Source organism: Acinetobacter oleivorans DR1 (assembly GCF_000196795.1).
Classification (GTDB): domain Bacteria; phylum Pseudomonadota; class Gammaproteobacteria; order Pseudomonadales; family Moraxellaceae; genus Acinetobacter; species Acinetobacter oleivorans.
Window position 1 is genome coordinate 2,809,479 of sequence record NC_014259.1, and the last position, 23,571, is coordinate 2,833,049.

Annotated in this window: 28 protein-coding genes and 1 tRNA gene; 11 read left to right on the forward strand and 18 right to left on the reverse strand. The window is 36.4% G+C overall.

Annotated elements, in window-relative coordinates; genetic code table 11:
• Window positions 1-18: 18 nt before the first annotated feature.
• The 3 genes from AOLE_RS13170 to AOLE_RS13185 all read right to left on the reverse strand — a co-directional run bounded on the left by AOLE_RS13170 (window position 19) and on the right by AOLE_RS13185 (window position 2,824).
• Window positions 19-573, reverse strand: coding sequence for a TetR/AcrR family transcriptional regulator (locus AOLE_RS13170; protein WP_013198445.1), 555 nt, complete (start codon window positions 571-573; stop codon window positions 19-21).
• Between the two features lie 862 nt (window positions 574-1,435).
• A complete protein-coding gene (locus tag AOLE_RS13180; RefSeq protein WP_005303693.1) occupies window positions 1,436-1,774 on the reverse strand; it encodes a hypothetical protein in 339 nt (112 codons plus the stop codon).
• A gap of 282 nt (window positions 1,775-2,056) precedes the next feature.
• The gene (locus AOLE_RS13185) at window positions 2,057-2,824 is read right to left on the reverse strand and encodes a class I SAM-dependent methyltransferase (protein ID WP_013198447.1); all 768 of its coding nucleotides are present in this window, start codon (window positions 2,822-2,824) and stop codon (window positions 2,057-2,059) included.
• Window positions 2,825-3,188: 364 nt separating this feature from the next.
• Here AOLE_RS13185 and AOLE_RS13190 point away from each other — a divergent pair, with 364 nt between their 5' ends.
• Complete coding sequence (locus AOLE_RS13190; protein WP_031945309.1) at window positions 3,189-3,674, forward strand: Lrp/AsnC family transcriptional regulator; 486 nt, start codon at window positions 3,189-3,191, stop codon at window positions 3,672-3,674.
• 178 nt (window positions 3,675-3,852) lie between these two features.
• Window positions 3,853-3,969 (forward strand): hypothetical protein, encoded by a 117-nt coding sequence (locus tag AOLE_RS19995; protein ID WP_004793556.1) that lies wholly within the window; start codon window positions 3,853-3,855, stop codon window positions 3,967-3,969.
• A gap of 14 nt (window positions 3,970-3,983) precedes the next feature.
• On the opposite strand, the gene AOLE_RS13195 is transcribed toward AOLE_RS19995, so the two are convergent.
• From AOLE_RS13195 to AOLE_RS13210, 4 genes are all read right to left on the reverse strand, one after another.
• Entirely contained in the window at window positions 3,984-4,793 is an 810-nt protein-coding gene (locus AOLE_RS13195) for a pyrroline-5-carboxylate reductase family protein (RefSeq protein WP_013198448.1), read from the reverse strand.
• Between the two features lie 331 nt (window positions 4,794-5,124).
• Window positions 5,125-5,349 carry a hypothetical protein gene (locus AOLE_RS13200; protein WP_005303681.1) on the reverse strand — a complete coding sequence of 75 codons (225 nt, stop codon included), beginning with the start codon at window positions 5,347-5,349 and terminating at the stop codon, window positions 5,125-5,127.
• 216 nt (window positions 5,350-5,565) lie between these two features.
• Window positions 5,566-5,781, reverse strand: coding sequence for a cold-shock protein (locus AOLE_RS13205; protein WP_005303678.1), 216 nt, complete (start codon window positions 5,779-5,781; stop codon window positions 5,566-5,568).
• Between the two features lie 351 nt (window positions 5,782-6,132).
• Window positions 6,133-7,065 (reverse strand): LpxL/LpxP family acyltransferase, encoded by a 933-nt coding sequence (locus AOLE_RS13210; RefSeq protein WP_013198449.1) that lies wholly within the window; start codon window positions 7,063-7,065, stop codon window positions 6,133-6,135.
• 238 nt (window positions 7,066-7,303) lie between these two features.
• Between AOLE_RS13210 and AOLE_RS13215 the strand changes: the two genes are divergently transcribed.
• Entirely contained in the window at window positions 7,304-7,921 is a 618-nt protein-coding gene (locus AOLE_RS13215; protein WP_013198450.1) for a LysE family translocator, read from the forward strand.
• A gap of 97 nt (window positions 7,922-8,018) precedes the next feature.
• Here the strand turns inward: AOLE_RS13215 and AOLE_RS13220 are convergent, their stop codons facing one another.
• The 3 genes from AOLE_RS13220 to AOLE_RS13230 form a co-directional block, all read right to left on the reverse strand.
• Window positions 8,019-8,564, reverse strand: coding sequence for a glycoside hydrolase family 108 protein (locus tag AOLE_RS13220; protein WP_013198451.1), 546 nt, complete (start codon window positions 8,562-8,564; stop codon window positions 8,019-8,021).
• 29 nt (window positions 8,565-8,593) lie between these two features.
• On the reverse strand, window positions 8,594-8,983 hold the full coding sequence (locus AOLE_RS13225) for a hypothetical protein (RefSeq protein WP_023274286.1): 390 nt from the start codon (window positions 8,981-8,983) through the stop codon (window positions 8,594-8,596).
• A 210-nt stretch (window positions 8,984-9,193) separates the two neighbouring features.
• Window positions 9,194-9,448: a hypothetical protein gene (locus AOLE_RS13230; RefSeq protein WP_005303662.1), complete on the reverse strand. Its 255-nt coding sequence runs from the start codon at window positions 9,446-9,448 to the stop codon at window positions 9,194-9,196.
• 669 nt (window positions 9,449-10,117) lie between these two features.
• Between AOLE_RS13230 and AOLE_RS13235 the strand changes: the two genes are divergently transcribed.
• On the forward strand, window positions 10,118-10,789 hold the full coding sequence (locus tag AOLE_RS13235) for an XRE family transcriptional regulator (RefSeq protein ID WP_013198453.1): 672 nt from the start codon (window positions 10,118-10,120) through the stop codon (window positions 10,787-10,789).
• 151 nt (window positions 10,790-10,940) lie between these two features.
• On the opposite strand, the gene AOLE_RS13240 is transcribed toward AOLE_RS13235, so the two are convergent.
• Together AOLE_RS13240 and AOLE_RS13245 are read right to left on the reverse strand one after the other, a co-directional pair.
• Complete coding sequence (locus tag AOLE_RS13240; protein ID WP_005303658.1) at window positions 10,941-11,174, reverse strand: hypothetical protein; 234 nt, start codon at window positions 11,172-11,174, stop codon at window positions 10,941-10,943.
• A 174-nt stretch (window positions 11,175-11,348) separates the two neighbouring features.
• Window positions 11,349-11,425 (reverse strand) — tRNA-Met (locus AOLE_RS13245).
• 256 nt (window positions 11,426-11,681) lie between these two features.
• Here AOLE_RS13245 and xseA point away from each other — a divergent pair.
• Together xseA and xseB are read left to right on the forward strand one after the other, a co-directional pair.
• Window positions 11,682-12,947, forward strand: coding sequence for an exodeoxyribonuclease VII large subunit (gene xseA, locus AOLE_RS13250; protein ID WP_013198454.1), 1,266 nt, complete (start codon window positions 11,682-11,684; stop codon window positions 12,945-12,947).
• Window positions 12,937-13,131, forward strand: coding sequence for an exodeoxyribonuclease VII small subunit (gene xseB / locus AOLE_RS13255; RefSeq protein WP_004793582.1), 195 nt, complete (start codon window positions 12,937-12,939; stop codon window positions 13,129-13,131). The genes xseA and xseB overlap by 11 nt, the downstream gene beginning before the upstream one ends.
• A gap of 198 nt (window positions 13,132-13,329) precedes the next feature.
• On the opposite strand, the gene AOLE_RS13260 is transcribed toward xseB, so the two are convergent.
• The gene (locus AOLE_RS13260; protein WP_004793583.1) at window positions 13,330-13,548 is read right to left on the reverse strand and encodes a hypothetical protein; all 219 of its coding nucleotides are present in this window, start codon (window positions 13,546-13,548) and stop codon (window positions 13,330-13,332) included.
• A 47-nt stretch (window positions 13,549-13,595) separates the two neighbouring features.
• Window positions 13,596-14,189: a LysE family translocator gene (locus tag AOLE_RS13265; protein WP_004793584.1), complete on the reverse strand. Its 594-nt coding sequence runs from the start codon at window positions 14,187-14,189 to the stop codon at window positions 13,596-13,598.
• Window positions 14,190-14,632: 443 nt separating this feature from the next.
• Between AOLE_RS13265 and AOLE_RS13270 the strand changes: the two genes are divergently transcribed.
• Window positions 14,633-14,962, forward strand: a complete 330-nt coding sequence (locus tag AOLE_RS13270) for a hypothetical protein (RefSeq protein ID WP_023274287.1) — start codon at window positions 14,633-14,635, stop codon at window positions 14,960-14,962.
• 453 nt (window positions 14,963-15,415) lie between these two features.
• Window positions 15,416-15,772, forward strand: a complete 357-nt coding sequence (locus tag AOLE_RS13275; RefSeq protein ID WP_013198456.1) for a four-helix bundle copper-binding protein — start codon at window positions 15,416-15,418, stop codon at window positions 15,770-15,772.
• A gap of 634 nt (window positions 15,773-16,406) precedes the next feature.
• Here the strand turns inward: AOLE_RS13275 and AOLE_RS13280 are convergent.
• The 3 genes from AOLE_RS13280 to AOLE_RS13290 all read right to left on the reverse strand — a co-directional run bounded on the left by AOLE_RS13280 (window position 16,407) and on the right by AOLE_RS13290 (window position 19,791).
• Entirely contained in the window at window positions 16,407-16,814 is a 408-nt protein-coding gene (locus AOLE_RS13280; RefSeq protein ID WP_013198457.1) for a GFA family protein, read from the reverse strand.
• 28 nt (window positions 16,815-16,842) lie between these two features.
• Window positions 16,843-17,244, reverse strand: coding sequence for a Cu(I)-responsive transcriptional regulator (gene cueR / locus AOLE_RS13285; RefSeq protein ID WP_013198458.1), 402 nt, complete (start codon window positions 17,242-17,244; stop codon window positions 16,843-16,845).
• A gap of 75 nt (window positions 17,245-17,319) precedes the next feature.
• The gene (locus AOLE_RS13290) at window positions 17,320-19,791 is read right to left on the reverse strand and encodes a heavy metal translocating P-type ATPase (RefSeq protein ID WP_013198459.1); all 2,472 of its coding nucleotides are present in this window, start codon (window positions 19,789-19,791) and stop codon (window positions 17,320-17,322) included.
• A 166-nt stretch (window positions 19,792-19,957) separates the two neighbouring features.
• Here AOLE_RS13290 and AOLE_RS13295 point away from each other — a divergent pair, with 166 nt between their 5' ends.
• Window positions 19,958-20,158, forward strand: a complete 201-nt coding sequence (locus AOLE_RS13295) for a heavy-metal-associated domain-containing protein (RefSeq protein WP_075382609.1) — start codon at window positions 19,958-19,960, stop codon at window positions 20,156-20,158.
• A gap of 57 nt (window positions 20,159-20,215) precedes the next feature.
• Here AOLE_RS13295 and mobR read toward each other — a convergent pair whose 3' ends face one another.
• Window positions 20,216-21,886: a phenol degradation transcriptional regulator MobR gene (mobR, locus tag AOLE_RS13300; RefSeq protein WP_013198461.1), complete on the reverse strand. Its 1,671-nt coding sequence runs from the start codon at window positions 21,884-21,886 to the stop codon at window positions 20,216-20,218.
• A 370-nt stretch (window positions 21,887-22,256) separates the two neighbouring features.
• Between mobR and AOLE_RS13305 the strand changes: the two genes are divergently transcribed.
• Window positions 22,257-22,544 carry a phenol hydroxylase subunit gene (locus AOLE_RS13305; RefSeq protein ID WP_000193471.1) on the forward strand — a complete coding sequence of 96 codons (288 nt, stop codon included), beginning with the start codon at window positions 22,257-22,259 and terminating at the stop codon, window positions 22,542-22,544.
• A gap of 21 nt (window positions 22,545-22,565) precedes the next feature.
• Window positions 22,566-23,567 (forward strand): aromatic/alkene monooxygenase hydroxylase subunit beta, encoded by a 1,002-nt coding sequence (locus tag AOLE_RS13310; RefSeq protein WP_013198462.1) that lies wholly within the window; start codon window positions 22,566-22,568, stop codon window positions 23,565-23,567.
• Window positions 23,568-23,571 lie beyond the last annotated feature (4 nt).

The following is a 23,571-nucleotide window of genomic DNA, read 5'->3' on the forward strand; positions in this document are numbered from 1 at the left end:
TTAGGTGAGTTTTGTCGCTTAAGCAAAATTTAAAAAGAAATAATCCAACAACCGATCTCTTTCATCTACCACATTTTTATCTAAAAGCTGAACCATCGCCCCATCAATCATAAATAAAAACATGTAAGCATCTTGGATGGAGACAGTAGCTTTTAAGGTTAAAAGCAACTTATAGATTTCGTTAACAAACCAGTTTCTATAGTCAACCACAACTTTATAGGCAACTGGATAGAGCTTTTCAATTTCAAAAATTGCTTTAAAGGGTAAATGATAAAAGCCATTTAAATCGGCATGTAAAAGGTAAATCTGCCTAAGTTTATCGAGCACCATTTGTTCACGGTAAGAATTAATAATGGAAAACACTTTTACTTTTAACGCATCTTTTTGAAAAGTGAGACACATCTCGATGAGTCGTGCTTTTGAGTGAAAGTCGTTGTAAAAAGTAGCCTTGGCAACTTTGGCTTCTGCAATAATTTGGTCGACCCCGACCTTATGAAACCCATATTGATTAAATAAGTCTTTTGCGATGTGAAGCACTCTGAGTGCTCTAAATGAAGATTCTAAATTTGGCATAGGAAGACCGTTTAAATAATTTTTTGTTGTATCTAAAAGAGATAGAAATGCCGTCACTCTTAAAATGAGTGCTAAAAAACAGGCATGCAAAAGCAGCACAAAAATGTGCCTAAGCTATCTCAGATTTTATTGTTGCTATGATTTTTTAGTCGTAACGAGCTAAGGTTGTAGAAAACCTAGAGTCGGTTAAACCGTTTTAAAGACCAGTTGGGCGGTATGGCTAGAGAGAGTTTGGCAAAGACCAATAAATGAGAAGAAATAGTACGCATGAGCGAACTCCTTGTGTGTAAAGAAGTTCTACCAGATCACTGTCAAATGATTATGGTGGTAGAACGAGAGAAGGTTGACAGACTGACACACAAGAATCAGCACGCACAAGGCGTCCCCCTCCCGTTCCGCCGCAGAGGGGGCACGCAGGGATGCCCACAAAAAAGAAAGACTTTTTCGTGTGCTTTGGGTATACGGCCTGTCAAAGCCGACTGGCGATGTAGGCCAGCAGGCAAAGCATAATCGGAGGGGTTTTAGGTGTCAATGTGATATTGGCTAGAAAATAATTGAATAAATATTATTTTTCATTGGATTAGAATATTTAATTACTTCATTAGAAATTCATTATTTAGTAAAAATAATAATAGAACGAGAAAAGGTTGACAGACTGACACACAAGAATCAGCACGCATTAAGCGTCCCTCTCTCATCCTGAAATGAAGAATAATAAGAGAGATTTTAAGTGTCAATGTGATATTAGGCGAATTATTAAAGTTTATTTTTTTATTTTAAATTATATGCTGTGATACACCGATAAAATGAATAATTAAATCCATTTTATCGACTTGCTAGAAGAGGTCTTTAAAACCTTATTTTATTTTTTAATATAGTTTGGAAATTCTTTTAAAACCGTATTACATAATTGGCCTTTCATATCTCCTCTCTTGCGTGCTTCAAATTGGTCCATACCTAATCTCATAACTTCTCTACCATATTTTTCACCTAGTTCATGTTTAGTACATTTGTCAGATTCATGAACTAATTCTTGTGAAGTATAGTGATAATTACAATCAAGTTGAGCACGGCTTAAAAAACCATGTAGTTGTACTGTTCTCTCGCAAGTTGTTCGCTGTATATAAGTTTTAGGCTCTTGTTCAGCATAAACTGATGTTGCTACCAATAAAGTGAAAACTGTTACTAAAATATTACGCATTATTTCCCCGACAAAGTTATTAAAAGTATTAGTGATAATGTTGCGGGCGTATTAAATAATAATTACTTATAAGTGTCTATTAATAATAAGAAAATTAGATAAATCCTCTTCTCTTTTGAATACTTAATCACCTTAAAAAAATTGTGTGATTAAGTTTTCTCAAATAAATGATATTAAATTTTTTCTAATCTTCTTTAATATAATCCAAGTTATTCAAGTAAAGAGTTTTAGTGATATTTTATTGATTTCTTATCGACTAAAACCCTTACTCATTACACAATGTTAAAACCCTAACTTCTTAAAGACAAAATAACCCACATGGCTTTCAAAGCTACCGTCATTTTGAATTTTGAAATACTTCTTAACGAGGTCAGATGAACCTTCCTGCAAATAGCGTAAAGTTTTAATTTGATCTTCAGGAGTTTTCATACGCTTTACCCAGCTATCAAAGTCTAATGAAAGCGTTTGTTTGTCTAAACCCACTAAGTCAAAGCCGGCATCTTCAATAAAATAGACCCACTCTTTCACACTATAGTTTCTTACGTGACTTGGGTCTCGAATAGTTTCGATCGTCTGTAAAAACGTATCTAATATAGGCGAACTAGAACTAATAATATCTACAAAAATAACAATACCATCTGGCTTAAGAACACGGTTTACTTCTTTCATGGCTGTCGGAACATGCTGCCAGTGATGAGCCGAATATCGGCTAATCACGACATCAAACTGCTGATCACTAAAAGGCATGTCTTCAGCAATGCCCTGCTGCACAAAGATGTTTTTTAATTTGCGCTGGCTAGCGGCCTTAGACACTGTGTCTAACATTTCATGAGATAAATCGTAGGCAAAGACTAGATCAGCATGTGGAGCAACATTATAAGAAACATGACCACCACCACAGCCTAAATCTAGAACCACAGCCTTTTCATATTTCTGAATTTCATGAATAAATTTATTAAATTCAATTCCTTCAGAATGAGCTTGGCTATTCAAATAGTCTAAAGATTTATTTTGATATTGTTTTTGGTTTATATCGTGCTGGGTGATCATAACCTTGCTTCCTACTTTGCAATGAAATCACCATAAAGCAAAAGTTAGATAAAAAATAATGATTAGTTTTTCTTCAATTGATAAATAAAAGTTATTATTTAATTTGTTTTAATACACTACGGCAATTAATAAAAATAGATTTAAGAACTTAGAAGGGATCCGCAAAGAGCACTGTTTAGTCACCCTTACTGAAACAGTGCTCTTTGCTCCATCACAACCCTTATCCAGAGAGTTCGATGCATAGAACTAGTGTATGTACCTTTAACTCAAAATGTTTCCTGTATTTTTTAATATTTTTAAATGTTCGCAGCATAAAAATGAAGTATATTTAATTTTATCAGAAGATTCTTCTTTGGTTTATATTTTGAACAGAACAGAATACACACTAGATCGCATAGATCGGAAAATTTTATCTGCCTTACGCGGTAATGGCCGTCTAACCGTTGCTCAATTAGCAGAAGAAGTCGGTCTTTCATCTTCACCATGCTGGACACGACTGAAACGTCTGGAAACTTTAAAAATTATTGAAGGCTATACGGTAAACGTAAACCCAAAAGCGATCGGTATTCATGAAGTATTCTTCATAGAAATTACTTTAGAACGCCATGACGATGAAATGCTGGAAAATTTCAGCGAAGCATTAGCTGACATACCAGAAGTTGTAGAAGCGCATCTGGTTACAGGTGATTATGATTATTTGGTGAAAGTAGCCGTAAAAGATGCTGACCATTACGAACGTTTTTTACGAAAAAAACTCTATTCAATTAAGGGAATTCGACACACCCGTTCGACCTTTGCCCTACGACCTCTTAAATCTGCCAATACCGCCGATTTAATGTTAATTGAATAAAAGATGTAATACCTATAGCACATAGACTTAAACTATTGATTCGAAAATTCTTATTGAGTTAAGTGGCTTAAACCATAACAGATTTAGGCTCTGTTATATTTTTTTTAAAAAATTCTGTATCTATGATTACAGCCTCCTCATCTCCATAATAAAATTAATCTGAATTGGAGGCATCGCCATGAACATTTTGAAGAAAAAAAATAAGGCCAGTTTTGTATTCTTTATTATTACTCTCTACTCTTTTATTGGGTTTGGCTTAGGTTTCATTATTTGGGAATACTTCTTAAAGGCCTAGTTCGCTAAAAAGAGTTAACGAGCCTCAGAAATAATTTCTGAAGTAATTTCTTTGCTACGATGATATGCGGCCCTCATGGCTAAACGTATATCATCAGACACATTGCCTAATTCAAACATTTGTAAAGCAGATTCGGTAATCCCGTTGGCTAAAGTAACCTTTCCACATAACTCCGCTGGTGGAACATTACTTTTACGAATCATTTCGACTGCGCCAGTAGCTGCTTGAAGCGCAAGATCTAAGGCAAATTGTTTATCTAGGCCTAATGAAACACCCGTCTTAATCATGCTATCTAAAATATAGAAAAAGTAAGCTGGCCCTGAACCTGATAAAGCAATAATGGCATCACTTTGTGTTTCAGACGGCGCCCAAAAAGTCTGGCCCGTTGCAGAATACAAGGTTTCAATTAAGTCTTTATCAAGCTGGTCCATTTGCTCTGAAGCAATAAGCACGTGAGTGCCCGTATGCGTAAGCACAGGTGGATTTGAAATTACACGAACGATTTTCTTTGAACCTGTAAAACTGGATAGATGCGCAATATCAATCCCTGCCATCATAGAAACAATAATCTTATTTGCTAACCATTTTTTAAACGGCGCAACTGTCTCTTTTAATTGTTTTGGGTCGAGTAACAACACAACAATGTCAGCTTTTTTTAAACCATTTTCTTTTTGCTTCAATGTCTGTGTATCATTAATTTTTTTCTCTTCAATCAAATGTATTTTTTCTTTTTGAAATCCTTTTAAAACTAACCCTCCTATTAATGCTAAAGCTAAATTACTACTACCGATAAAGCAAATATTAGGATGTACTGCATTTAACATTTAAAATGTTTTCCTTTCTTAAGAGAGGCTTATAACAATGAATATTATCTATAGTTTAATTATGAATATTGAATTAATAATGACCGTCTGAATAAAGAACCCACTTTAATAAAATATATTATTAAAGTGGGCGTTGTTTTATTTGCGCAATAAATAAAACTACTTTAACTTAAGCCTAATGTAGTAGTTTGGATAGTAAATACCACATATAAATTGTTTAAAGTATGTAAGTATTAGCATGATATTGTAAACAATCTACACTTAGAATTAAGTGAATATAAAAATAATTTAATTAAGCTTATAAAAGAGAGTCCTTATATAGTTAAGTTATTTAAATACTTTCTTTTTTCTTCTTTAAAATACTCTCGGCTTTTCTTATTGCTTGATTTAAATCCATCTCTTCACACACCCAGAAGCTAAAAATTTGTCCAAACAAGTGGAAGTGTTGCCTAATATATTTAGAACTATTGTCTGAATAATGCTCTTCAACCTTAAAGAAATCATTATTGTTTTCTATTTTCTGACCGTCAAAAATACCGCCAATACAAATATCCATTTTAATACCATACACCTAATTCGTTATATTTTAACATAAAAATTTAGAAGCACTTTGATGAGAGTATTTTTATACTTCTTTTTTTAAATATAAGTTGAATTAAAACTTATAAAAAACCCACAAGACTAAAGTGGGCTTTTTTAAACTCTAATAAAATGCTTTAGACTTAAATATATTTTATTTAAATAATATATTCAAATCAATTAAACGCTTTATTTATGAGTTTTGAAGAATCACAATATTTGAAGCTTGAGGGCCTTTTTTACCTTGTACTACGGTAAACTCAACACGTTGACCTTCTAATAGAACTTTAAAACCTTGTGTTTGAATATCAGTAAAATGAGCAAAAATATCTTTACCTTCATCAGTCACAATAAAACCAAAACCTTTAGTTTCATTGAACCATTTTACTGTACCAGTACTAGTAGACATATGTTATATCCTAAATCTTAAAATATTATAACTTATTATTGGGAAACCAATTTAACTAAAAAAATAGATGTCAAAAATTAAATATCTGAAGAAACCCAAGGATTATAAATATAAAACTGCGCAAATAGAAATTTATTATGACAAGAATATTTTGTTAGTTATGCTCGATAATACACGCTTCATAAGCATTTGCAATCGATATTCAAAATAATTAAAGCAAGAAAAACTCTACCCACTCCCCGATTCATCTTTCACATTGATTTAATTAAGATTCCTTTCAATTAAAAGTCAAATTTTGTTTCATTTTAATCGAAAGAAGTCCCATATCAGTGCTATTTCCCTATAAAACCATCAATAAAATTTCTTTTCACCAGCAGGGCGCGTCTTAAAGCGTCGATGGAACCACATGTATTGCGTAGGGGCAATACGAATTTGATTCTCAATAATCTTATTGACTCTTTCAGCATCACTCACTTCACATCCACTTGGAAAATTTTCTAATTTAGGTTCCACGAGAACGTGATATTGAGGGTTTCTAATATCGCCACTTCTATAAAAGTATAAAGGTACTGCTGCTGCTTTTGAGATATCCATCAATCTACGGTGAGCGGTCACGGTAGCCGCCTGTATTCCGAAAAATGAGGCCATTACACCTTGTTTTAAGCCAAAGTCCTGATCTGGGCTATACCATATGGCATGACCATGTTTAAGGTTCTGGATAAGTCCACGCATGTTGTCTCGAGCAATCTGGTTTTTATAGACTCTTGCGCGGCTGCGATGAATTAGAAAATCTAAAAAGGGATTATTTTGTGGTCTGTAAACCACGTCCATATTAAAAAATAAGGTACAAGCTGCTCCACCAGCGTCTAAAAGCGTACTATGAGTGCCTAATAGTAGTACGCCATTCTCCTGATTATTTGTTAAATTCTCTAATCCATCTATGTGAACACGGCTTTTAAACCAGTTTGGACTGTACCAAGCATTTAAGGCTTCAAATACACCAGTGAGAGTATCTACAAAAACCTGTTTGGCTTTCACCTCAATTTGCATAGGTGTTTTTTCAGGAAAGCATGCTTCTAAATTACGTAATGTTGTTTTTCTTCTTGAACCTAAAGATTTCCATGCTATTTTTGATAAAAGATCGGCAAGACGCCATTGAATTGCCCAAGGTAACATCGCAAAACACATCAGAATAAATGCTAAAAACCATATACCCCAATATTTAAACGATAAAAAGGAAAATCGAAATTCGCCAGATTTAAACTGCCGTTCTTTTTTCGTCATGCTGTATATTTCTTGAGGTATAGGTTTAGCATACTAACACCCCCTGCTGTTGGGGTTGTATGTTTATGTTGCTTTGAGTAATAAGCTTTTTATTACCCTATCTATTTATCGAAATGCATATTTTAAACATTTAATCTACTTAAGGCTTAAATATACATAACTGTCTGTATACATAACTTATTTTCTCATTTAAAGTAATCGCATAATCTTGTCTCATTGATAAATAGGATATATCAGCGTGAGCGGTCTTTTAGTCTTTATAACAATTGCATTTCTTACTCTCTTAAGCCCCGGACCTGGCGTTTTATTTACTGTCACAAATTCAATCAATTATGGTGTTAAAACTGCTCTATTCGGTATTAGCGGCTTAATCATTGGTATGTTTGTAATTGCTGTAATTTCCGCTAGTGGTGTAGGTCTTATTATTACCAGCAACCCAACTATTTTTACGGTTTTAAAATTTATTGGTGCATTTTATTTAATGTATCTTGGATATAAAAATTTCAGCAAAAAAACGCCATCGCAAGATTTAATCACTGATCAACAAAGCGATAAAAATGTAAGTAAATCGAGACTCTTTTATCAAGGCCTACTTGCATCTTTGCTTAACCCTAAAACAATCGTATTTTTTATTGCTCTATTCCCTCAATTTATTGATATCAAGAAAGAAATTTTAACTCAGTTTTTAGTTCTATCTTTAACCTTTTGTTTTATTGGATTTTTAATTCATTTGGTCTATGCAAATTTCTCTTCAATTTTTAAAGAAAAGATGTTGGCTGGAAATAATTTTTCTATACTCAATAAAATTAGCGGTGCTATTTTCTTTCTTCTTGCCGTTTTACTTATTGCACAATAAATCATTACTCGACATATGATTATTTGAAAAGCCTCAACTCATGGTTAGGCTTTTCAAGTCTTTTGTCTATTAACATATTTTTATCTAACTACAATTTTTACAACGCTACCCTGTTTAAGATCCATCCATAAAAGAAGTCTTCGTAATTTGGGTTCTTCTCTGTAATTTCGATATAGTGCTGCCCTTGCATAATATTTAAAACGCGTAGTAAGACCGTTTCTCCGTCTTTATTACGCCTGTTCAAATATGTACTCAGTGCTTGAATAGTGAGAGGTCCATATTGACCATCTAAGGTAAGATTTGGCCAGCCCTCCTCACCCTGCTTATTTAGCAGATTTAGAGCACGTTGTAATAAAGGTTTAGCAAAGTTGACTCCACAATTTATAGCCGTATCAAGTAACTCTTCTGCAATAGCAGGGCTAATTTTATTGATCTGGTCAAATTGGGGTTCAAACCAATATTGTTGTTTATAAATAGACTTGGCCACAGCTAAAGGTAAATCTCTCATATCACCTTGATATCCGTTTGATCGAGCGACTGCCTCGGTAATGCCAAATTTGGTGGCATGCCCATGGTCTGATGGATGATTAATATATCCACCTTCTCTGTCTATGATTGCTTCTAAGTATTGGTCAATATTCATTTTATTTTACCTATATCATTGAAACTGTTTTAGCTATTTTGCAGATCATCTTTCGCTTTTTTTAAGTCTTTGATGACTTCCACAATCGTTTTCCCTTCTTGTTTATTGATGAAATTAAATATCCATCTCACAATCGCCCAGCCCGGCAAACCGCAAATAAAGAAGAATCCACATAGTGTGATCATTCCCCAAATATCCGATACCCATTCATGTAAATTCCATTTCATGATAATAAATGAGCCACCCGTTAAGCTTGAAACGACTGTGCATATCAGCCCAACAATCCATTCTTGTGGTGAGCGAGGAAAACGCATCATCAACACGACTGCCACAACTAAGCTGACTGCTAAAGCCACCATAATTGCGATGCTATAAAAATCTAAAAATGTGGCTAAACCACTCATTGGAACTGTTTTCATCATCTTGTCCTGCTTTAAAGGGTAAAACTTGAAAACTCGCTATTCTTAATCGCTTGTTGTTTTTCAGGTTTCATCAATACCCTTAGTTTTCTTTATTACAGTCAATAAAAAACACTAACGCTTTTTTAACCGCGCTAAATTGCAAGACGAACTGATCCTTGACCCCATATTTCAGGGGTCCAAGAAAGAATGTTTGTATGCTAAAGCCTGTTAGTGTGCACTGTTTAAGGCTTGTTCAATCAACTCAATCACGGTGATTGCACCTATCGCTTTTTGCATTGAGACTTGATCATCGAATTCGAATGCATCATCTTCAAGCTCACTTGCAATTAGCTTTGCCTCTTCAAGCGCCCTTTTTATTTTTTGTACCTTGTATTTGTTTACGTCTTTTGCAATTGTCGGGACATATCCTCCACGTTTTGCATTTTTAAGTTGTTTAGCTCTGTTCTGCATTGCTGTAGTCATTCACTATCTCCAACTCACACGTTTAATAAGGCATCTTTATCGTTTGTTATTCTTGAAGTTTTGATCCATTCTTTGAGCAATATAGCGAAGCTATGACTACAAATGTGTGTTCAAAACGTTTCATCTGGTACAACAAACCTAAAGAACTAAACGGTATGCATTTAAAGCATTCATTTAAAAGTAGATATTCCTTTTTCTAAAATTGTAAAAAAGTATGAAAGCGCTTACTTTTACGCTTTTTTCGAACTTTAATTTTTTGACCAAAAAGTTCAAATAAGACTTTGCCGTATATCGGAAACTTTTGTTACGACTCACAATCTTTGCTAAATTCTTCATGTTCTTGATACCCTTTATCGACGAACATTAAGCCTGATCCACGGAATCGGGCTTTTTTTTATTCCATTTTTTGTTTTGATAGCCTATCTGTAAATAATAATTGAGCTATCTCCCTTCTATTTTGCCTCCTCTAGAAACAAAATAAATTTAGCTTTCATCTCAACATGCTGATAATTCAATAAATAGTGGTTCAAATACGATTTAAACTTAATCTATTCATCTGAAGATATAACTGATATTATAACTATAGTTATTATTAGTCAATAACTATAGTTGTTTTACTCGATATAACTTTAGTTATATATTTGTTATAAGTTTGCTGGTGTAACCGTTATGGCTCTTAAAGACCGTTTAAAAGATTCTAGAATTAAAGCCAAAAAAACTCAGGCTGAAGTCGCTGAGGCTGTAAAAATGTCTCAGCCGGCCTATCAAGCTTTAGAGTCTGGCAAAAATTTAAAATCTGCGTTTCTTCCACTCATTGCCCAGTTTTTAGGTGTAGATGGTTATTGGTTAACGACTGGAAATACAGAAGATGCTTTTAGAGAAAGTGATGTATTTAGCCCTACAGTTGTGAGTGCTGAATCCACCGATCAATATGCTTGGATTGAAGTGGTAGAAGCTAGTTTTTCGTGTGGTACTGGTGAGTCTATTGAGTTCCACTTCGATGCAATTAATGGGAAAATCCCTTTCCCTGCTTCATTCTTTAAAGAAAAACGGGTTGCTCAAGATTGCATGCGTATTATCAAAGCTAAAGGCGATAGTATGACAGACTACATTAAAGATGGAGATCTGGTTGGTATTGATATCTCTCAAACTGAAGTCATTGATGGCGAGATTTATGCGGTTTACTTTGCAGGGGAAGGAATGATTAAGCAAATTTTTAAAGAAGCGGATGGCTCTTTAATTTTGCATAGTTTGAATGAAAAATTTAGAGACCGCCGTGTAACCGAAGAAAATGGAAAGAACTTTAAGGTCATGGGCCGTCAATTTTGGCGAGCGGGTTAAGATTGTTATAAATATAATTAAAATAATAATTCTATCAATTTAATACGTTTTTGCTTTTTATAACTTTAATTGTTTATTATCCATATAGATATAAAAAAACCTATCTCTTTTAAAGGAGATAGGTTTTTTAGCTTTAGCGCCAAGCATTTTATCAACAATACGTCGTTAAACGATAAAGCTGATTAAATCCAGCATAAAAGCTTTTACCATCTTGGTTTAATTCGATTTCTTCACCAGATTGAAGTTGAATTTTCTTACCAACTTCGACCCAACGATAACCATCTTGAGAGTTTTGCTTACGCACATGAGGAACGATCCTCACATTAATCTCATTGCCATTTACGGATGTGGCAATATGCCACTCATTTACTATATTCACAATCATTCACTCATCACTGAGCTCATGTGATTTAACGGTATTTAATTAGAACGCTAGATTTAAGGTATGGACAGTCCGTCTAGAATTTAATATTTAGCTTTATATTGGGTTATTTATAAGCTAATTGCTTTTCATAATTTTCGCATTATGAAAAGTGGTACATCACAGAGCATAATATTTTGGTTGCGGGGGCCGGATTTGAACCAACGACCTTCGGGTTATGAGCCCGACGAGCTACCAGACTGCTCCACCCCGCAATTGGAAGTAAGCTTTATACGCTCATATATTTCATAAAGCAAACTTTATTTTTTAATCGGTTGTAATTATTAAGAATTATCTTTTTATTAATTTTTCATTTTAACCGTTTGGTCTAAATAACTCTATCAATTTCCAATTTTTAATTCTTTAAATTGTTGTATTTATTTTAAATAGAACCCGATATTCATAGACAGCAATTGCCTTGGTTGGATGGCTTTTATACTATCTAGGTTGGTCCTTTAATGTTTAGTTCGTATGTCTGAACCTCAGTTTTCCCTTAGTGAATATCTCGGCACAGTTCAGGAAGTCATACGTTTGGCTTTTGATGAGCCAGTCTGGGTAAAAGCAGAGATTCGAAATTTAAATATTAAAGGCGGCCATTACTATTTAGAGCTTGCAGAAAAAGATGCAAAGACTGATAAAGTCATTGCCAATTGTAAAGCTACGATCTGGAAGTTCTCAGCGAGTAAAATTGTTTTAAAGTTTGAACGTGAAACTGGTATTGAGATTTCAAGCGACTTAAATGTGCTTATCAAAATTAGAGCACGTTTTGATCCTCAATATGGATTTTCGGTCAATATTGAAGAGATTGATTCAAGCTTTACCTTAGGTGAAATTGCTAAACGTTATCAGCAAATTATTGAACGCCTCACACAAGAAGGGTTAATTCATAAGAACAAACTCCTGCCTACTCCTTTTGACATTCAAAATGTTTTAGTGATTGCTCCTCAAAATGCTGCGGGCCTAGGTGACTTTAAAAAAGATGCCGATGCTTTAGAGAGAAATGGTGTTTGCCATTTTGTGTATCATACCGCTACGTTTCAAGGGAACACCGCTGCAACTAGCTTGATTGAATCTTTAGGTTCGGGTTTAAGACAATGGGCCAGCACATTTAAATTTCCACCAGACCTTATTGTAATTATTCGCGGTGGCGGATCTGTGAATGATTTGGCTTATTTAAATGATTATGAACTTGCAGCCCTGCTCTGCAAACGCACTGTACCGATTTGGGTTGGTATTGGTCATGAAAAAGACCGTACTATTCTTGATGAAATTGCCCATCGTTCATTCGACACGCCAAGTAAAGTGATTGCTGGCATCCGTAACCATATTGTTGAACGCGTACAAGAAGCCGTCGATAGTCTGCAAACCATTAAGCTTCTTTCGCAGCATCAAATCACGACTTATCAAAGCAAGAATGATCAGCTACTTCATCAGATTAAATCTTCGGCGCAAGGTCAACTTAACTCGGCACATCGCCTACTTGACCAAATGAAAGAGCGTATTCAGTTTAGTTCACAGCAACAGGTTAAATTTTCATTAACTCAAATCGAATCATTAATGAAAGAAGTCCTTTTACAAAATCCGAAACAAGTTCAAGCCAAAGGCTATGCAATTGTTAGATCCGAAGGAAAAGCGATTCGGTCTATACATCAAATTTCAAACCCTGCCATTGCGATTGAAATGCAAGATGGTGTGATTGAAGCCAACATTACACAGGTAATTCCAAATGAACAATGAAGAGTTAACGTTTAAAGACGGCCATGACATTTTGAAAAAAAATGCAGAACTACTTGAGTCTCAAGAAAGCCCAGATATTGATAATTTAATGAAGATTGTTGAAGAGTCGATTACTGCTTATAAAGCATGTAAATCCCGTATAGAAGCCGTTCAACAAGCTTTAGATGAAACATTTAAAGAATAATTTGCAATAAAAAAAGCCCATTCCTACTTCTCATTGAAGGAATGGGCTTAGTGAAAACCACTTAGTCCTGAAATGCAAAAATGTGGATTAGGTCACATTTTTGCAAAAGAATAGTCCCACAAGTATTGGGCATCTTCAATATTTTAATTGTGTCTATTACGTAGTTTGGCTTTATTTTCAGCACTTCTTAGCTAAAAGCTATTCCTCGCTGAATGCTCCAATCAATTGATAAATTTTACCGTCTTTAGGGTTTTCATAAAGCAAATCCATGTTTGGCAAAATAATATCGTCATCAATTTCAATATGTTCAACGCTTTTGTGAAGTTCAAGGGCGTGGTCATTCATAGGTCGAACTTTTGCCAAAGCAATCGTTTCTTGGTTAAACTGGTCCTTAATAATTACTTTTAATCTTTTCATAAAAATCTCCTGAAAATTAAATTTTTAATATAAATAACGAGTTAAGTTTAAAATGAGCTAATCGCTGAATAGCCGATTGGCATAGCAAAAAAAGTTAAAATAAATGCAGCCGTACGTTGTAAATTACGTTGGTTTAACCAAGTTACTTTGTTTGAAATTAATACGGTTCCAAAAGCAATCCATAAAAAAGCAATGGGTGTAATTAATGATAAAAAAACAGCAATATGAATAAAATATACGTGAAACACTTCCCATGCTGCATGTGGAAAAATAGCAGAAGCAAAGAGTAAAGCTTTAGGATTCAAAAGTGTCGCGACAAATAAAGCCTTAGGCGTAATCAGTGGATTGTCTAATTTGATGTCGTTTGTCGATGTTGTCCAAAGTTTAAATGCAAGGTAGAGAATAAAAGTTGCACTTATTAACTTTAATACAGGTGGAAGCCACGGAATAAAATGTGAAACGGACTCAAGTAAAATACCCCATGAAGTAATTGCAATGAGATATCCCATCACTTCAGCAGGAATAAGTTTAAGAGACTGCTTTACTCCTGCCTGTATTCCAGCAGAGGCTAACAATGTATTTGTTGGGCCTGGAGTCAACAAAATGGTGACCACAAGTCCAATGAACATAAATGACACCATAGGCAACGAACTCTTTAATTATGCTAGGCGAAATATGTCAAAAAGGTGCATCTATTGTCGACAAAATGGTTGTAACAAGAAATATTAAAACTTGATTATTTGTTTTTAAAACAAATAATTAACTAAAACTGACCTTAAATTCACTTACGATTTCATCAATTTTAAATATGCAAAACCGATCACACAAACACGGAATAGTGAGCTATTCTTTCTTGCCTACAAGGAATGAACTTGAAAATTTATTACTCAAAAAAATAAGCTTTTTTTGAATATTTTTGAGCGTATATAACTCAGGAAATAACAGCTTTCCGCCTCACTTGAAATTTTAAAATTGAACAATATATAAACAACTAGAAATCGTAATTTTACTGAATATGATGTCTCACTCCCCATCAATTCATTGATTGTCGCTTTCATCAAATAAATCAAATGATGGAGGATGCATGATGAATGCTTATGTTCGCCCTCATCCCGATGGTTTTAAATCTTATTTAGGTAAAAATCAGAAAACCGGACTCTATGCTGTGCGGCTTGGTTGGACGGTTTATGAAACAAATGGCAATTGCTCTGTTCTATACATTGTCAAGAATGAACATAAGATTCCATTAGATGTAGATAAGTTTAAAACTGACCGACCCAAAATTTATGCTGCTCTTCTTAATGAAGTTCAGTTTCAACGCAAGAAACAACTAGCGATTGATCTCCAGCAATCAAATATCCCTTCTTATGACCGTAAAGCCTACAAAAAACGTCGTGGTTTTATAGACTCTTAAACCTATGTATTTATAGTACACCTATAGAAAAAGCACCCTCGGGTGCTTTTTCTTTTAACGACCAGTTGTAATTAATACGAACATACTCAGTATTAATGTGCTTAATGATCGTTTGCAATGGATGTGGACTTCATGCTCAGCTCCGTGAGCGTATTGATTAACGTTTTCCATTTCGTGTCCTTTAAAGTTCACATTCCTAATTTGCCTAATATTCACACAATAAGAAATTAGCCAAAAGTATTATATGCAATTAAATTTAACCCAATCCTTATTTCAAAAAATACGAGCATTTAAGCTAAAAGCTGGATGTAACATTCTACTACGAGGTTAATTATGTATTAGCGATTTGTAGACCTTTCATCTCAAACAGCCATGCCTTAAAAATGATCTTCTAAAATAGAAAATATAACGATATTCCATTTTTTAATAATAGTCTTCGATAGGAGAACTCTTATGGAAATTCAACAAGAAACAAACTCGGCTTTATTTTGTAACACCTCTACCTCAGTTCAAGCCTGTATTGAATGTATGATCGCTTGTAAAACGTGCGCAGCTGCATGTTTGCAAGAGGAACATGTCCAGATGATGCGAGAGTGTATTAAGCATTGCATGACATGTGTAGAAACCTGCCAACTGTGTACATCTTTAGAGTTAAGAAATTCTGAGCTTGCTGAACAAGCCATGCAATTGTGCGCCAATGCCTGTCAACTCTGTGCAGCAGAATGTAGCAAACATGAACATGAGCACTGTCAGATCTGTGCTAAAGCATGTTTGGCTTGTGCTCAAGCGTGTTTGGCCTATCGCGCCTAAATTTTTAAACATGTAAAGCCTACGCAATCTTTAGATCGTAGGCTTATTAAAACTTAATAAATAACAGAAAATTATATGTTTTTTATTTAAATCGAGTTAATCGTCACTTTTCTATAGGCATAAAAAAAACCCGCATCTTGGGGAAGAATGCAGGCTCTTAGATCTCCCACAACGACCATGAGTCCATTATTAAACTTGAACTTTAAACCGTTAAGTAAATGTACCTATAAATAAATTAAATTGCAATACAGAATAGTCTGTATGTTTAAAAAATTTTATTATTTCTACATCTTTTTATTTGCTTAAGAACGAATGGTAAAAAAAGACGTCATAAAAAAACTTTATTTATAGTCTGATCATCCACTAAATAGCTTTTTACAGGCATTAAAAAAGCCCGTTTCACGGGCTTTTCTGCAACGGTGAGCAATCTAAGATTTGTGTCTATCCATCTCTTACATGCTCTTTGCTAGCTATATGTAAGGTCCTATCGTATCTTTTGCCCTGTCCCAAGTTTCCCTGTGGATCGAGGAGATATTACGATTACCTTAGGTACAGTTATAGCACATTATTTATTCATGGCTAGTCTTGTTCACGTTTTTTTACAAATGAATAAAATACGGTCTAACCTTAATATTTAAGGGTTTTCTACCCCATTTTGATATTGGCGAGCACTATCGCAAATTGGATACCAGTTCACTTTTGAAGACACAAAAGCATGAGAAATGACAGATGTCGATATTTCTTCATTAATGAGCCCTACTCTTAAACGTACCACTGCTGGCTTATCTAAACGCTCACTCCAGATCGGTGAACCACAGGTTTTACAGAACACTCTCTTTTTATTAGGCGATGCAAAATAAGCCTGTAAAAGGTTTTCACCCTGCACAATATTTAAGTCATTTTTTTGTACTTGAGTAATGGCAGCGAAAGCAGCACCTTGAGCTTTTTGGCACTGCGTGCAATGACAAACCATAAAGGGTTCTAATTCGGCATTAATACGCAGTTGAATCCCATTACAAAGACAAGAAGCTGTGTAAGCCATGATTTTTCCTTTTTTATTTTAATGAAACTTAGCTTACACCCACACCTTTTTCAATGTGATCTAAGATCGCACAAGAAGCTTGCTGGTTACCACAGCAATCATCGGCTGAAGCCTGCAAAATATTGACCATTTCTTGGAGATGGGCAATTTTCTGTTTTAATTCGGCAATATGTTTTACGGTTAAGTCTTTCACCTCTGCACTATGCCGATCTGTATTTTTCCAAAGCGAAATAAGCTCTTTCATCTGTTCAGATGAAAAACCTAACTCACGAGCATGCTTTAAGAAGTTTAAAGTTTTAAGGTCTGTTTCTGAATAAATGCGATAGCCAGAAGCAGAACGCTGAGCTGCTTCAAGTAGACCGATTTCTTCATAGTAGCGAATCATTTTCGCCGAAATGCCTGAATGTTTGGATGCCTGACCGATATTCATCTCACACCTCAAATATTAAATTTGGTTTAAGACCTGCTGTCATGATCTTAAACCAAAAGTTAATTTTCAGCACCCTTACTGTACGGGCGCATGAAAACCTTTTAAGCGTAATGCATTGCCTAAAACAAAAACCGAAGAAAGTGCCATCGCACCTGCTGCAAACATAGGTGAAAGTAACACACCAAATGCTGGATAAAGCGCACCTGCTGCAATTGGAATTAAAGCAACGTTATATACAAATGCCCAGAACAGGTTTTGACGTATGTTTCGCATGGTTGCTTTACTTAGAGCAATTGCATTCGGTACGCCTTTTAAACTACCTGACATCAACACAACATCGGCAGCTTCAATAGCAACATCTGTTCCTGTACCAATGGCTAAACCGACATCTGCTTGCGCCAAGGCTGGTGCATCGTTAATGCCATCACCGACAAAGGCCAAACGACCATATTGTTGTTGCAGTTGGCGAACTGTGTCCACTTTGCCTTCAGGTAAAACCTCTGCCACAACTTCATCAATATTCAGCTTTTTAGCAATCGCTTGCGCCGTATGACGGTTGTCTCCTGTAATCATGGCAACCTTGAGACCTAATTGATGCAAGGCCTCAATCGCAGCATAGGTTGTCTCTTTAATGGGGTCTGCCACAGCAATGATTGCAGCTAGTTTCTGATCAATAGCGACATATAGTGGTGTTTTGCCTTCTTCACCTAATTGAGCAGCAATCGCTTGGAATGAGTTGGTATCTAAACCAAGTTGGTGCATATAACGGTCTGCGCCAATTTGTACTTTTTGACCTGATACTTCAGCCTCAATACCTGAACCAGTAATCGAGTTAAATGCTGTTACGGGTAATAAGTTTAAGCCTTCGCTTTCTGCTGCTTGAACAATCGCGAGGGCAATTGGGTGTTCAGACTTGGCTTCGACTGAAGCAACTAAAGTTAGCACTTGTTCACGTTCAAAACCTGATTGCACATTAAAGTCTGTCAGTGTAGGTTTACCTTCGGTGAGTGTTCCGGTTTTATCAACTGCAACGACCTGTGCTTCTTGCAAAAGCTGCAAAGCTTCACCTTTACGGAACAAGACACCTAACTCAGCACCACGTCCAGTACCGACCATAATAGAAGTTGGTGTTGCAAGCCCCATCGCACAAGGACACGCAATAATCAGTACCGCAACAGCATTCACCAAACCAAAAGTCAGCGCAGGCTCTGGCCCCCAAATAAACCAAACCAAGAAAGTAATTGCAGCAATTAACATCACTACAGGTACAAACCACATAGTAATTTTATCGACCAAACCCTGAATCGGAAGTTTAGAACCTTGGGCTTGTTCAACCATGCGAATAATTTGTGAAAGTACAGATGAGCTACCCACTGCGGTTGCCCGAATGTTTAGATTACCGTTCTGATTAACCGTGCCTCCAACCACCTGCTGTCCTATTCTCTTTTCAACAGGGACTGGCTCACCCGTAATCATAGATTCATCAATGTAGCTGTGTCCGTCAACCACTTCACCATCGACTGGCACACGTTCACCCGGGCGAATTTCTACAATAGTTCCACTGACCACTTCGGCAACAGCAACTTCCACCACTTGACCGTCACGCTGAATACGAGCTGTTTTGGGCTGCATTCCAACCAAATGTTGAATGGCTTGCGAGGTTCTTCCTTTGGCTTTGGCTTCAAAATATCGCCCAAGCAAAATTAAACTGACAATAACGGCAGCCGCTTCAAAGTAAACATTGACCGTGCCTTGGGGTAAAACCTGCGGCATAAAAGTTGCCACGACTGAGAAACTGTAGGCAGCCAAGGTACCAACAGCAACCAGCGAGTTCATATCTGGCGCTAAACGCCATAAAGCCGGAATCCCTTTTTGGTAAAAACGGCGGCCAGGGAAAACGAGAACTAATGTGGTCAAAACAAATTGTAAAAGCCAGCTATTGTATTGACCAATCGTATGCATGACCCACATGTGAAAAGCTGGAATGAGATGTGAGCCCATTTCCAGAATAAACACAGGTAAAGCCAACACAACCGAAATGATCAAATCTTTTTTAAGCTGATCTAACTCTGACGCTTTTTTATCGAGTTGCTCATCTTGATTTTTTTCAGATGCTTTCGCGTCGTAACCTGCTTTTTTAACAGCGCGAATTAAGTCTTCAACATTAACTGATGCATCTGCTTGTACCCAAGCCTGCTCTGTTGCTAAGTTGACTGTGGCTTCTTGAACGCCGTCTACTTTTTTAAGGGCTTTTTCAACACGTGCAACACAAGATGCACAGGTCATGCCCTCAATAGACAACTCCACTGGCGCAGCTTTTGGAACATCATAACCTGCTCGTTCAACTGCTTTAACTAGTGCTTCGCGCTGAATCGGTTGATTTGAATAAACAACGGCTTTTTCTGTTGCCAAATTAACGTTAGCAATCTCTACATTTTCAACTTTCTTAAGTGCTTTTTCGACACGACCTACACACGAGGCACAGGTCATGCCTTCGATTGGAAGTGTTTCACTATATGCTGGCAATTTTGTGTTTTTTGAGTCCATCAAACACCTCTGCAAATTTGCAAAATTTAATATTCTGTATTGAGCATACAGATTCCCATCATGGGAAGGTCAAGCATATTTTTTTAAAAATTTGGTCTTGACCTTACAATCATGACAAGGTTTAGACTCAGTGTTATCCAAACAAACATCTCATTCTTGATGGAGTATGAACATGAAACTACTTATTGAAAATATGACTTGTGGCGGCTGTGCACGTGGTGTGACTGCGACGATTCAAGATATCGACCCAAATGCAAAAGTAGATGTAGATTTAACGACCAAAATCGTGACTGTTGAAAGCAGTGAAAGCGTCGATAAAATTACCGAAGCGCTTGAAGAAGATGGTTTTCCAGCTCAAGTGCAATAATGAATAAGGCCTAACATTTAAAGTTAGGCCTTTATTTTTGAGCTTATTGATATTGACTCAAAGCTGAAATTTTTTAATTCGATAATCCAGTGCTGCCCGAGTTAGCCCTAATAAACGTGCCGCTTCAGACACATTATGATTTGCCTTTTTTAAAGCCGTTAAAATTAACTGCTTTTCGTGTTCTTCTAAATTAAACTCTGCCTGTAATAATTGCTCAAAGTCAGTTTTAACAGCTACAGCCTGCTCTGGGTCATGCTTGATCTGTGGAAAAATGGCATTTAACTTAATCAGTTGCTGATCGTCCGTTAATAAAACCGCCCTTTCTAATAAGTTTTCCAACTCTCGAATATTGCCCGGCCATTCATATTGCTGCATAAAAACTTTGGTCTTTTCACTTACGCCCTGAATGGTTTTGCCGTACATTTTTTCAAAGCGACGAAGAAAATGTTCAACCAGTAAAGGAATATCTTCACGGCGCTCTCGCAAAGGCGGAATCTGCACTGGGAAAATATTTAAGCGATAATATAAATCTGCCCGAAATCGTCCTGTTTTCACAGCTTGTTCAAGGTCTTCATTGGTTGCTGTAATTACACGGACATCTAAAATACGAGTTTGTGAGTCTCCAACTCGCTCAAATTCACCTTCTTGCAAAATGCGTAATAGTGCTGCTTGTGCACGAGGAGAAAGCTCAATCACTTCGTCTAAAAAAATAGTACCGCCATTAGCTCGTTCAAACTTACCCAAGCGAGATTGATGTGCCCCTGTATAGGCACCCTTTTCTACGCCAAATAATTCGGACTCAATTAATTCTGGTGGAATCGCTGCACAATTTACCGCAATAAAAGGTTGGTCTTTTCTTTGGCTATTTGCATGGACTCCTCGTGCAAAAGCTTCTTTACCAACGCCTGTTTCGCCTTGTAGCAAAATAGAAACTTTCGAACCTGCTGCTTTTGTTAGTAATGCACAGACCTGTTTATAAGATGCTGACTTACCCACTGAACTAAATAATTGGTAATCGGCTTCACTATCGCTATAAATTGATTTTTTAAGTTCAAACAGTTCAGCCTGCAATGCAATCAGTTCTTTTTCCATGGGTTCGGGTGACATGAACTGAATCAGCTCATCTGCATTTTCCCACTCTTCTAAAGGCTTACCAATAATACGGCAATGCTCATCGCCGCAAGCTTTACACTCTATTTCTTGATAAATAATGGTCATGCCCGTCGCAAAACTACTGTAGCCGCACGCATAACCCAGAAGCATCCAGCACGCAGGTTCATCACTTGGGCCAAAATGCTCTAAATGCACATCGGTTTCAAAAGAGTTAAGCCAATTTAAATCAGCATAAAACTGTTTTTTGTCGTGGCTTAAATTGAGCTGGTTGGCCTGTACTTGAACCATTCCGCGAATCGCATGCATTTGTGGACCCGCCATAAAAGCATCGTGTTCATTTAAATCGGGGCGCATTTTTGTAGTAACTTCTGCATCTTTCAACCCAGCTTGATACCCCAATCGAATAAAGAAACGCTTAGTCCGCTCAAGCCCAATCATGTGTGCTAAGTCTTTACGCAAATATCCCATAATGCTGGTGTGTAAAAGCAGCATCCGATATTCATCAAACCAGATTTGGCCGTGGGCAGTATCAAACTGCAGTTTAGACAGCAAATCGTGAATTTCTTGCGGATGATCTGCGTATCGTCCCGTTGTATCGTATTTTACTCGAGCCATGAGTGATCTGTTTTAATCCATTAAACACATTTGGGTTTTATCTCATCTTATCGAAGAACAAGATAAATGTCCTAGTACCTTAAAGACATAACTTCATACTAAAAAAGTATTTCTAAATCTCTCCTTTTTAAAGCCTCAAACATTCTAAAAAGAAATTTCTACGACCCTGTTCATCAAATCATGAATATCTCTATTTCACCATTCAAAAAAATTCATGAAATGGTGAATTTTAAAAATGCTGCACTTTCAATAAAAATACTAAGCAATTGTTTTTAATTATAAAAATAAAGTTGGCATAGCTTTTGTAAAGCTTATAGCGAGAGCAAGGAGCATTCATCAATTTCAAGACCATGTCTTGATGGAGTACAGCATGACGCAACCTCAAGTCGAAGCATTAACCAAATATATTCGGGTCACTGGCGACTTAAATGCAGAGTTTATCGAATTCGATTTTGCCATTCATGACCCAAGTCTATTTGTGGAACTGGTTTTGCCTAAACATGCATTTAATGATTTTTGTAAGACCAATCAAGTGGTTGAAATGACCCAAGAACAGCAAGCTTTTAATGATGCTCAGGAAGAAAAATGGCGCTATGGCACTGAAGCAACCTTAGTCGGCACGCAACGTAATAGCAACGATCACGATGATCAAATGTAAAAAATATAAGGAGATAAAGCCATGACTTTAGAAATCAAGACATCAAATGTCGAACCTATCCGCCAGAACTACGCCTATATCGAAAGACGATTTGGTAGTAAGCCAGCAACTCGATATCAAGAAGTAAGTTTTGATGTACAGGCAGAAACTAACTTTCACTATCGTCCTTTGTGGAAACCTGAAAAGACCTTAAATGATAAAACCCATACTGCCCTGCAAATGCAAGACTGGTATGCATTTAAAGATCCACGTCAATTCTATTATGGAACTTATGTTCAACACCGTGCGCGTTTACAAGACACCGCCGAAAGTAATTTTGCTTTTTTTGAAAAACGTCAGCTTGCAGAACACTTGTCTGATGAAGTCAAAGCTAAGGTCATTGAGTGCCTATTGCCATTTCGCCACGTTGAACAAACTGCAAACTTACACATGATGTCTGGCAGTGCCTATGGTTACGGCACCGTGCTTACCCAAGCTTGTATTTATGCCGCGATGGATCATTTAGGAATTGCGCAGTACATCTCACGCATTGGTCTAGCTTTAGATGGTAATAGCGACGATTCATTACAACAGGCAAAACAGGCTTGGATGCAACATCCTGCATGGCAAGGCTTACGCCGTCTGTGTGAAGAAAGCCTCACCGAGCAAGACTACTTCAAACTTTTCTTATTACAGAACCTTGTGATTGACGGCTTTGTGACAGAGCTCGTCTATCAACAGTTTGATCAGTGGTTAGTCACTCAAAATGCTCGCGACTTAGCCATGCTGACCGAGTTTATGAAAGACACTTTAGGTGATTTACGTAAGTGGTCAGACACCGTCATTAAAACTGCGGCAGCAGAATCCGATCATAACAAACAGCTATTAAATGAATGGTTCACCCAGTCTTTAGTTCAAGTAAAAGCAGCTTTTACACCTTGGGCAACAGCAGCCTTAACAGCAGAGGCAATTGATCAAGCAGAACAAGTTGTGATTGATCGCGCAAAAAAACTCGGTCTACAACCAGAACTGGCAAAAGCTTAAGGAG

Excerpts from the sequence above, each read along its gene's own strand:
- AOLE_RS13280 (WP_013198457.1), bottom strand. The coding sequence starts at position 16,814 with ATGGCTTACACAGCTTCTTGTCTTTGTAATGGGATTCAACTGCGTATT.
- AOLE_RS13195 (WP_013198448.1), bottom strand. The coding sequence starts at position 4,793 with ATGTTAAATGCAGTACATCCTAATATTTGCTTTATCGGTAGTAGTAAT.
- AOLE_RS13205 (WP_005303678.1), bottom strand. The coding sequence starts at position 5,781 with ATGTCTACTAGTACTGGTACAGTAAAATGGTTCAATGAAACTAAAGGT.
- AOLE_RS13295 (WP_075382609.1), top strand. The coding sequence starts at position 19,958 with ATGAACATGAAACTACTTATTGAAAATATGACTTGTGGCGGCTGTGCA.
- AOLE_RS13265 (WP_004793584.1), bottom strand. The coding sequence starts at position 14,189 with ATGGTGTCATTTATGTTCATTGGACTTGTGGTCACCATTTTGTTGACT.
- xseB (WP_004793582.1), top strand. The coding sequence starts at position 12,937 with ATGAACAATGAAGAGTTAACGTTTAAAGACGGCCATGACATTTTGAAA.
- AOLE_RS13290 (WP_013198459.1), bottom strand. The coding sequence starts at position 19,791 with ATGGACTCAAAAAACACAAAATTGCCAGCATATAGTGAAACACTTCCA.
- xseA (WP_013198454.1), top strand. The coding sequence starts at position 11,682 with ATGTCTGAACCTCAGTTTTCCCTTAGTGAATATCTCGGCACAGTTCAG.
- AOLE_RS13310 (WP_013198462.1), top strand. The coding sequence starts at position 22,566 with ATGACTTTAGAAATCAAGACATCAAATGTCGAACCTATCCGCCAGAAC.
- mobR (WP_013198461.1), bottom strand. The coding sequence starts at position 21,886 with ATGGCTCGAGTAAAATACGATACAACGGGACGATACGCAGATCATCCG.
- AOLE_RS13230 (WP_005303662.1), bottom strand. The coding sequence starts at position 9,448 with ATGACTACAGCAATGCAGAACAGAGCTAAACAACTTAAAAATGCAAAA.
- AOLE_RS13270 (WP_023274287.1), top strand. The coding sequence starts at position 14,633 with ATGATGAATGCTTATGTTCGCCCTCATCCCGATGGTTTTAAATCTTAT.
- AOLE_RS13200 (WP_005303681.1), bottom strand. The coding sequence starts at position 5,349 with ATGGATATTTGTATTGGCGGTATTTTTGACGGTCAGAAAATAGAAAAC.
- AOLE_RS13305 (WP_000193471.1), top strand. The coding sequence starts at position 22,257 with ATGACGCAACCTCAAGTCGAAGCATTAACCAAATATATTCGGGTCACT.
- AOLE_RS13275 (WP_013198456.1), top strand. The coding sequence starts at position 15,416 with ATGGAAATTCAACAAGAAACAAACTCGGCTTTATTTTGTAACACCTCT.
- AOLE_RS13220 (WP_013198451.1), bottom strand. The coding sequence starts at position 8,564 with ATGAATATTGACCAATACTTAGAAGCAATCATAGACAGAGAAGGTGGA.
- AOLE_RS13170 (WP_013198445.1), bottom strand. The coding sequence starts at position 573 with ATGCCAAATTTAGAATCTTCATTTAGAGCACTCAGAGTGCTTCACATC.
- AOLE_RS13210 (WP_013198449.1), bottom strand. The coding sequence starts at position 7,065 with ATGACGAAAAAAGAACGGCAGTTTAAATCTGGCGAATTTCGATTTTCC.
- AOLE_RS13180 (WP_005303693.1), bottom strand. The coding sequence starts at position 1,774 with ATGCGTAATATTTTAGTAACAGTTTTCACTTTATTGGTAGCAACATCA.
- AOLE_RS13260 (WP_004793583.1), bottom strand. The coding sequence starts at position 13,548 with ATGAAAAGATTAAAAGTAATTATTAAGGACCAGTTTAACCAAGAAACG.
- AOLE_RS19995 (WP_004793556.1), top strand. The coding sequence starts at position 3,853 with ATGAACATTTTGAAGAAAAAAAATAAGGCCAGTTTTGTATTCTTTATT.
- AOLE_RS13225 (WP_023274286.1), bottom strand. The coding sequence starts at position 8,983 with ATGAAAACAGTTCCAATGAGTGGTTTAGCCACATTTTTAGATTTTTAT.
- AOLE_RS13235 (WP_013198453.1), top strand. The coding sequence starts at position 10,118 with ATGGCTCTTAAAGACCGTTTAAAAGATTCTAGAATTAAAGCCAAAAAA.
- cueR (WP_013198458.1), bottom strand. The coding sequence starts at position 17,244 with ATGAATATCGGTCAGGCATCCAAACATTCAGGCATTTCGGCGAAAATG.
- AOLE_RS13240 (WP_005303658.1), bottom strand. The coding sequence starts at position 11,174 with ATGATTGTGAATATAGTAAATGAGTGGCATATTGCCACATCCGTAAAT.
- AOLE_RS13185 (WP_013198447.1), bottom strand. The coding sequence starts at position 2,824 with ATGATCACCCAGCACGATATAAACCAAAAACAATATCAAAATAAATCT.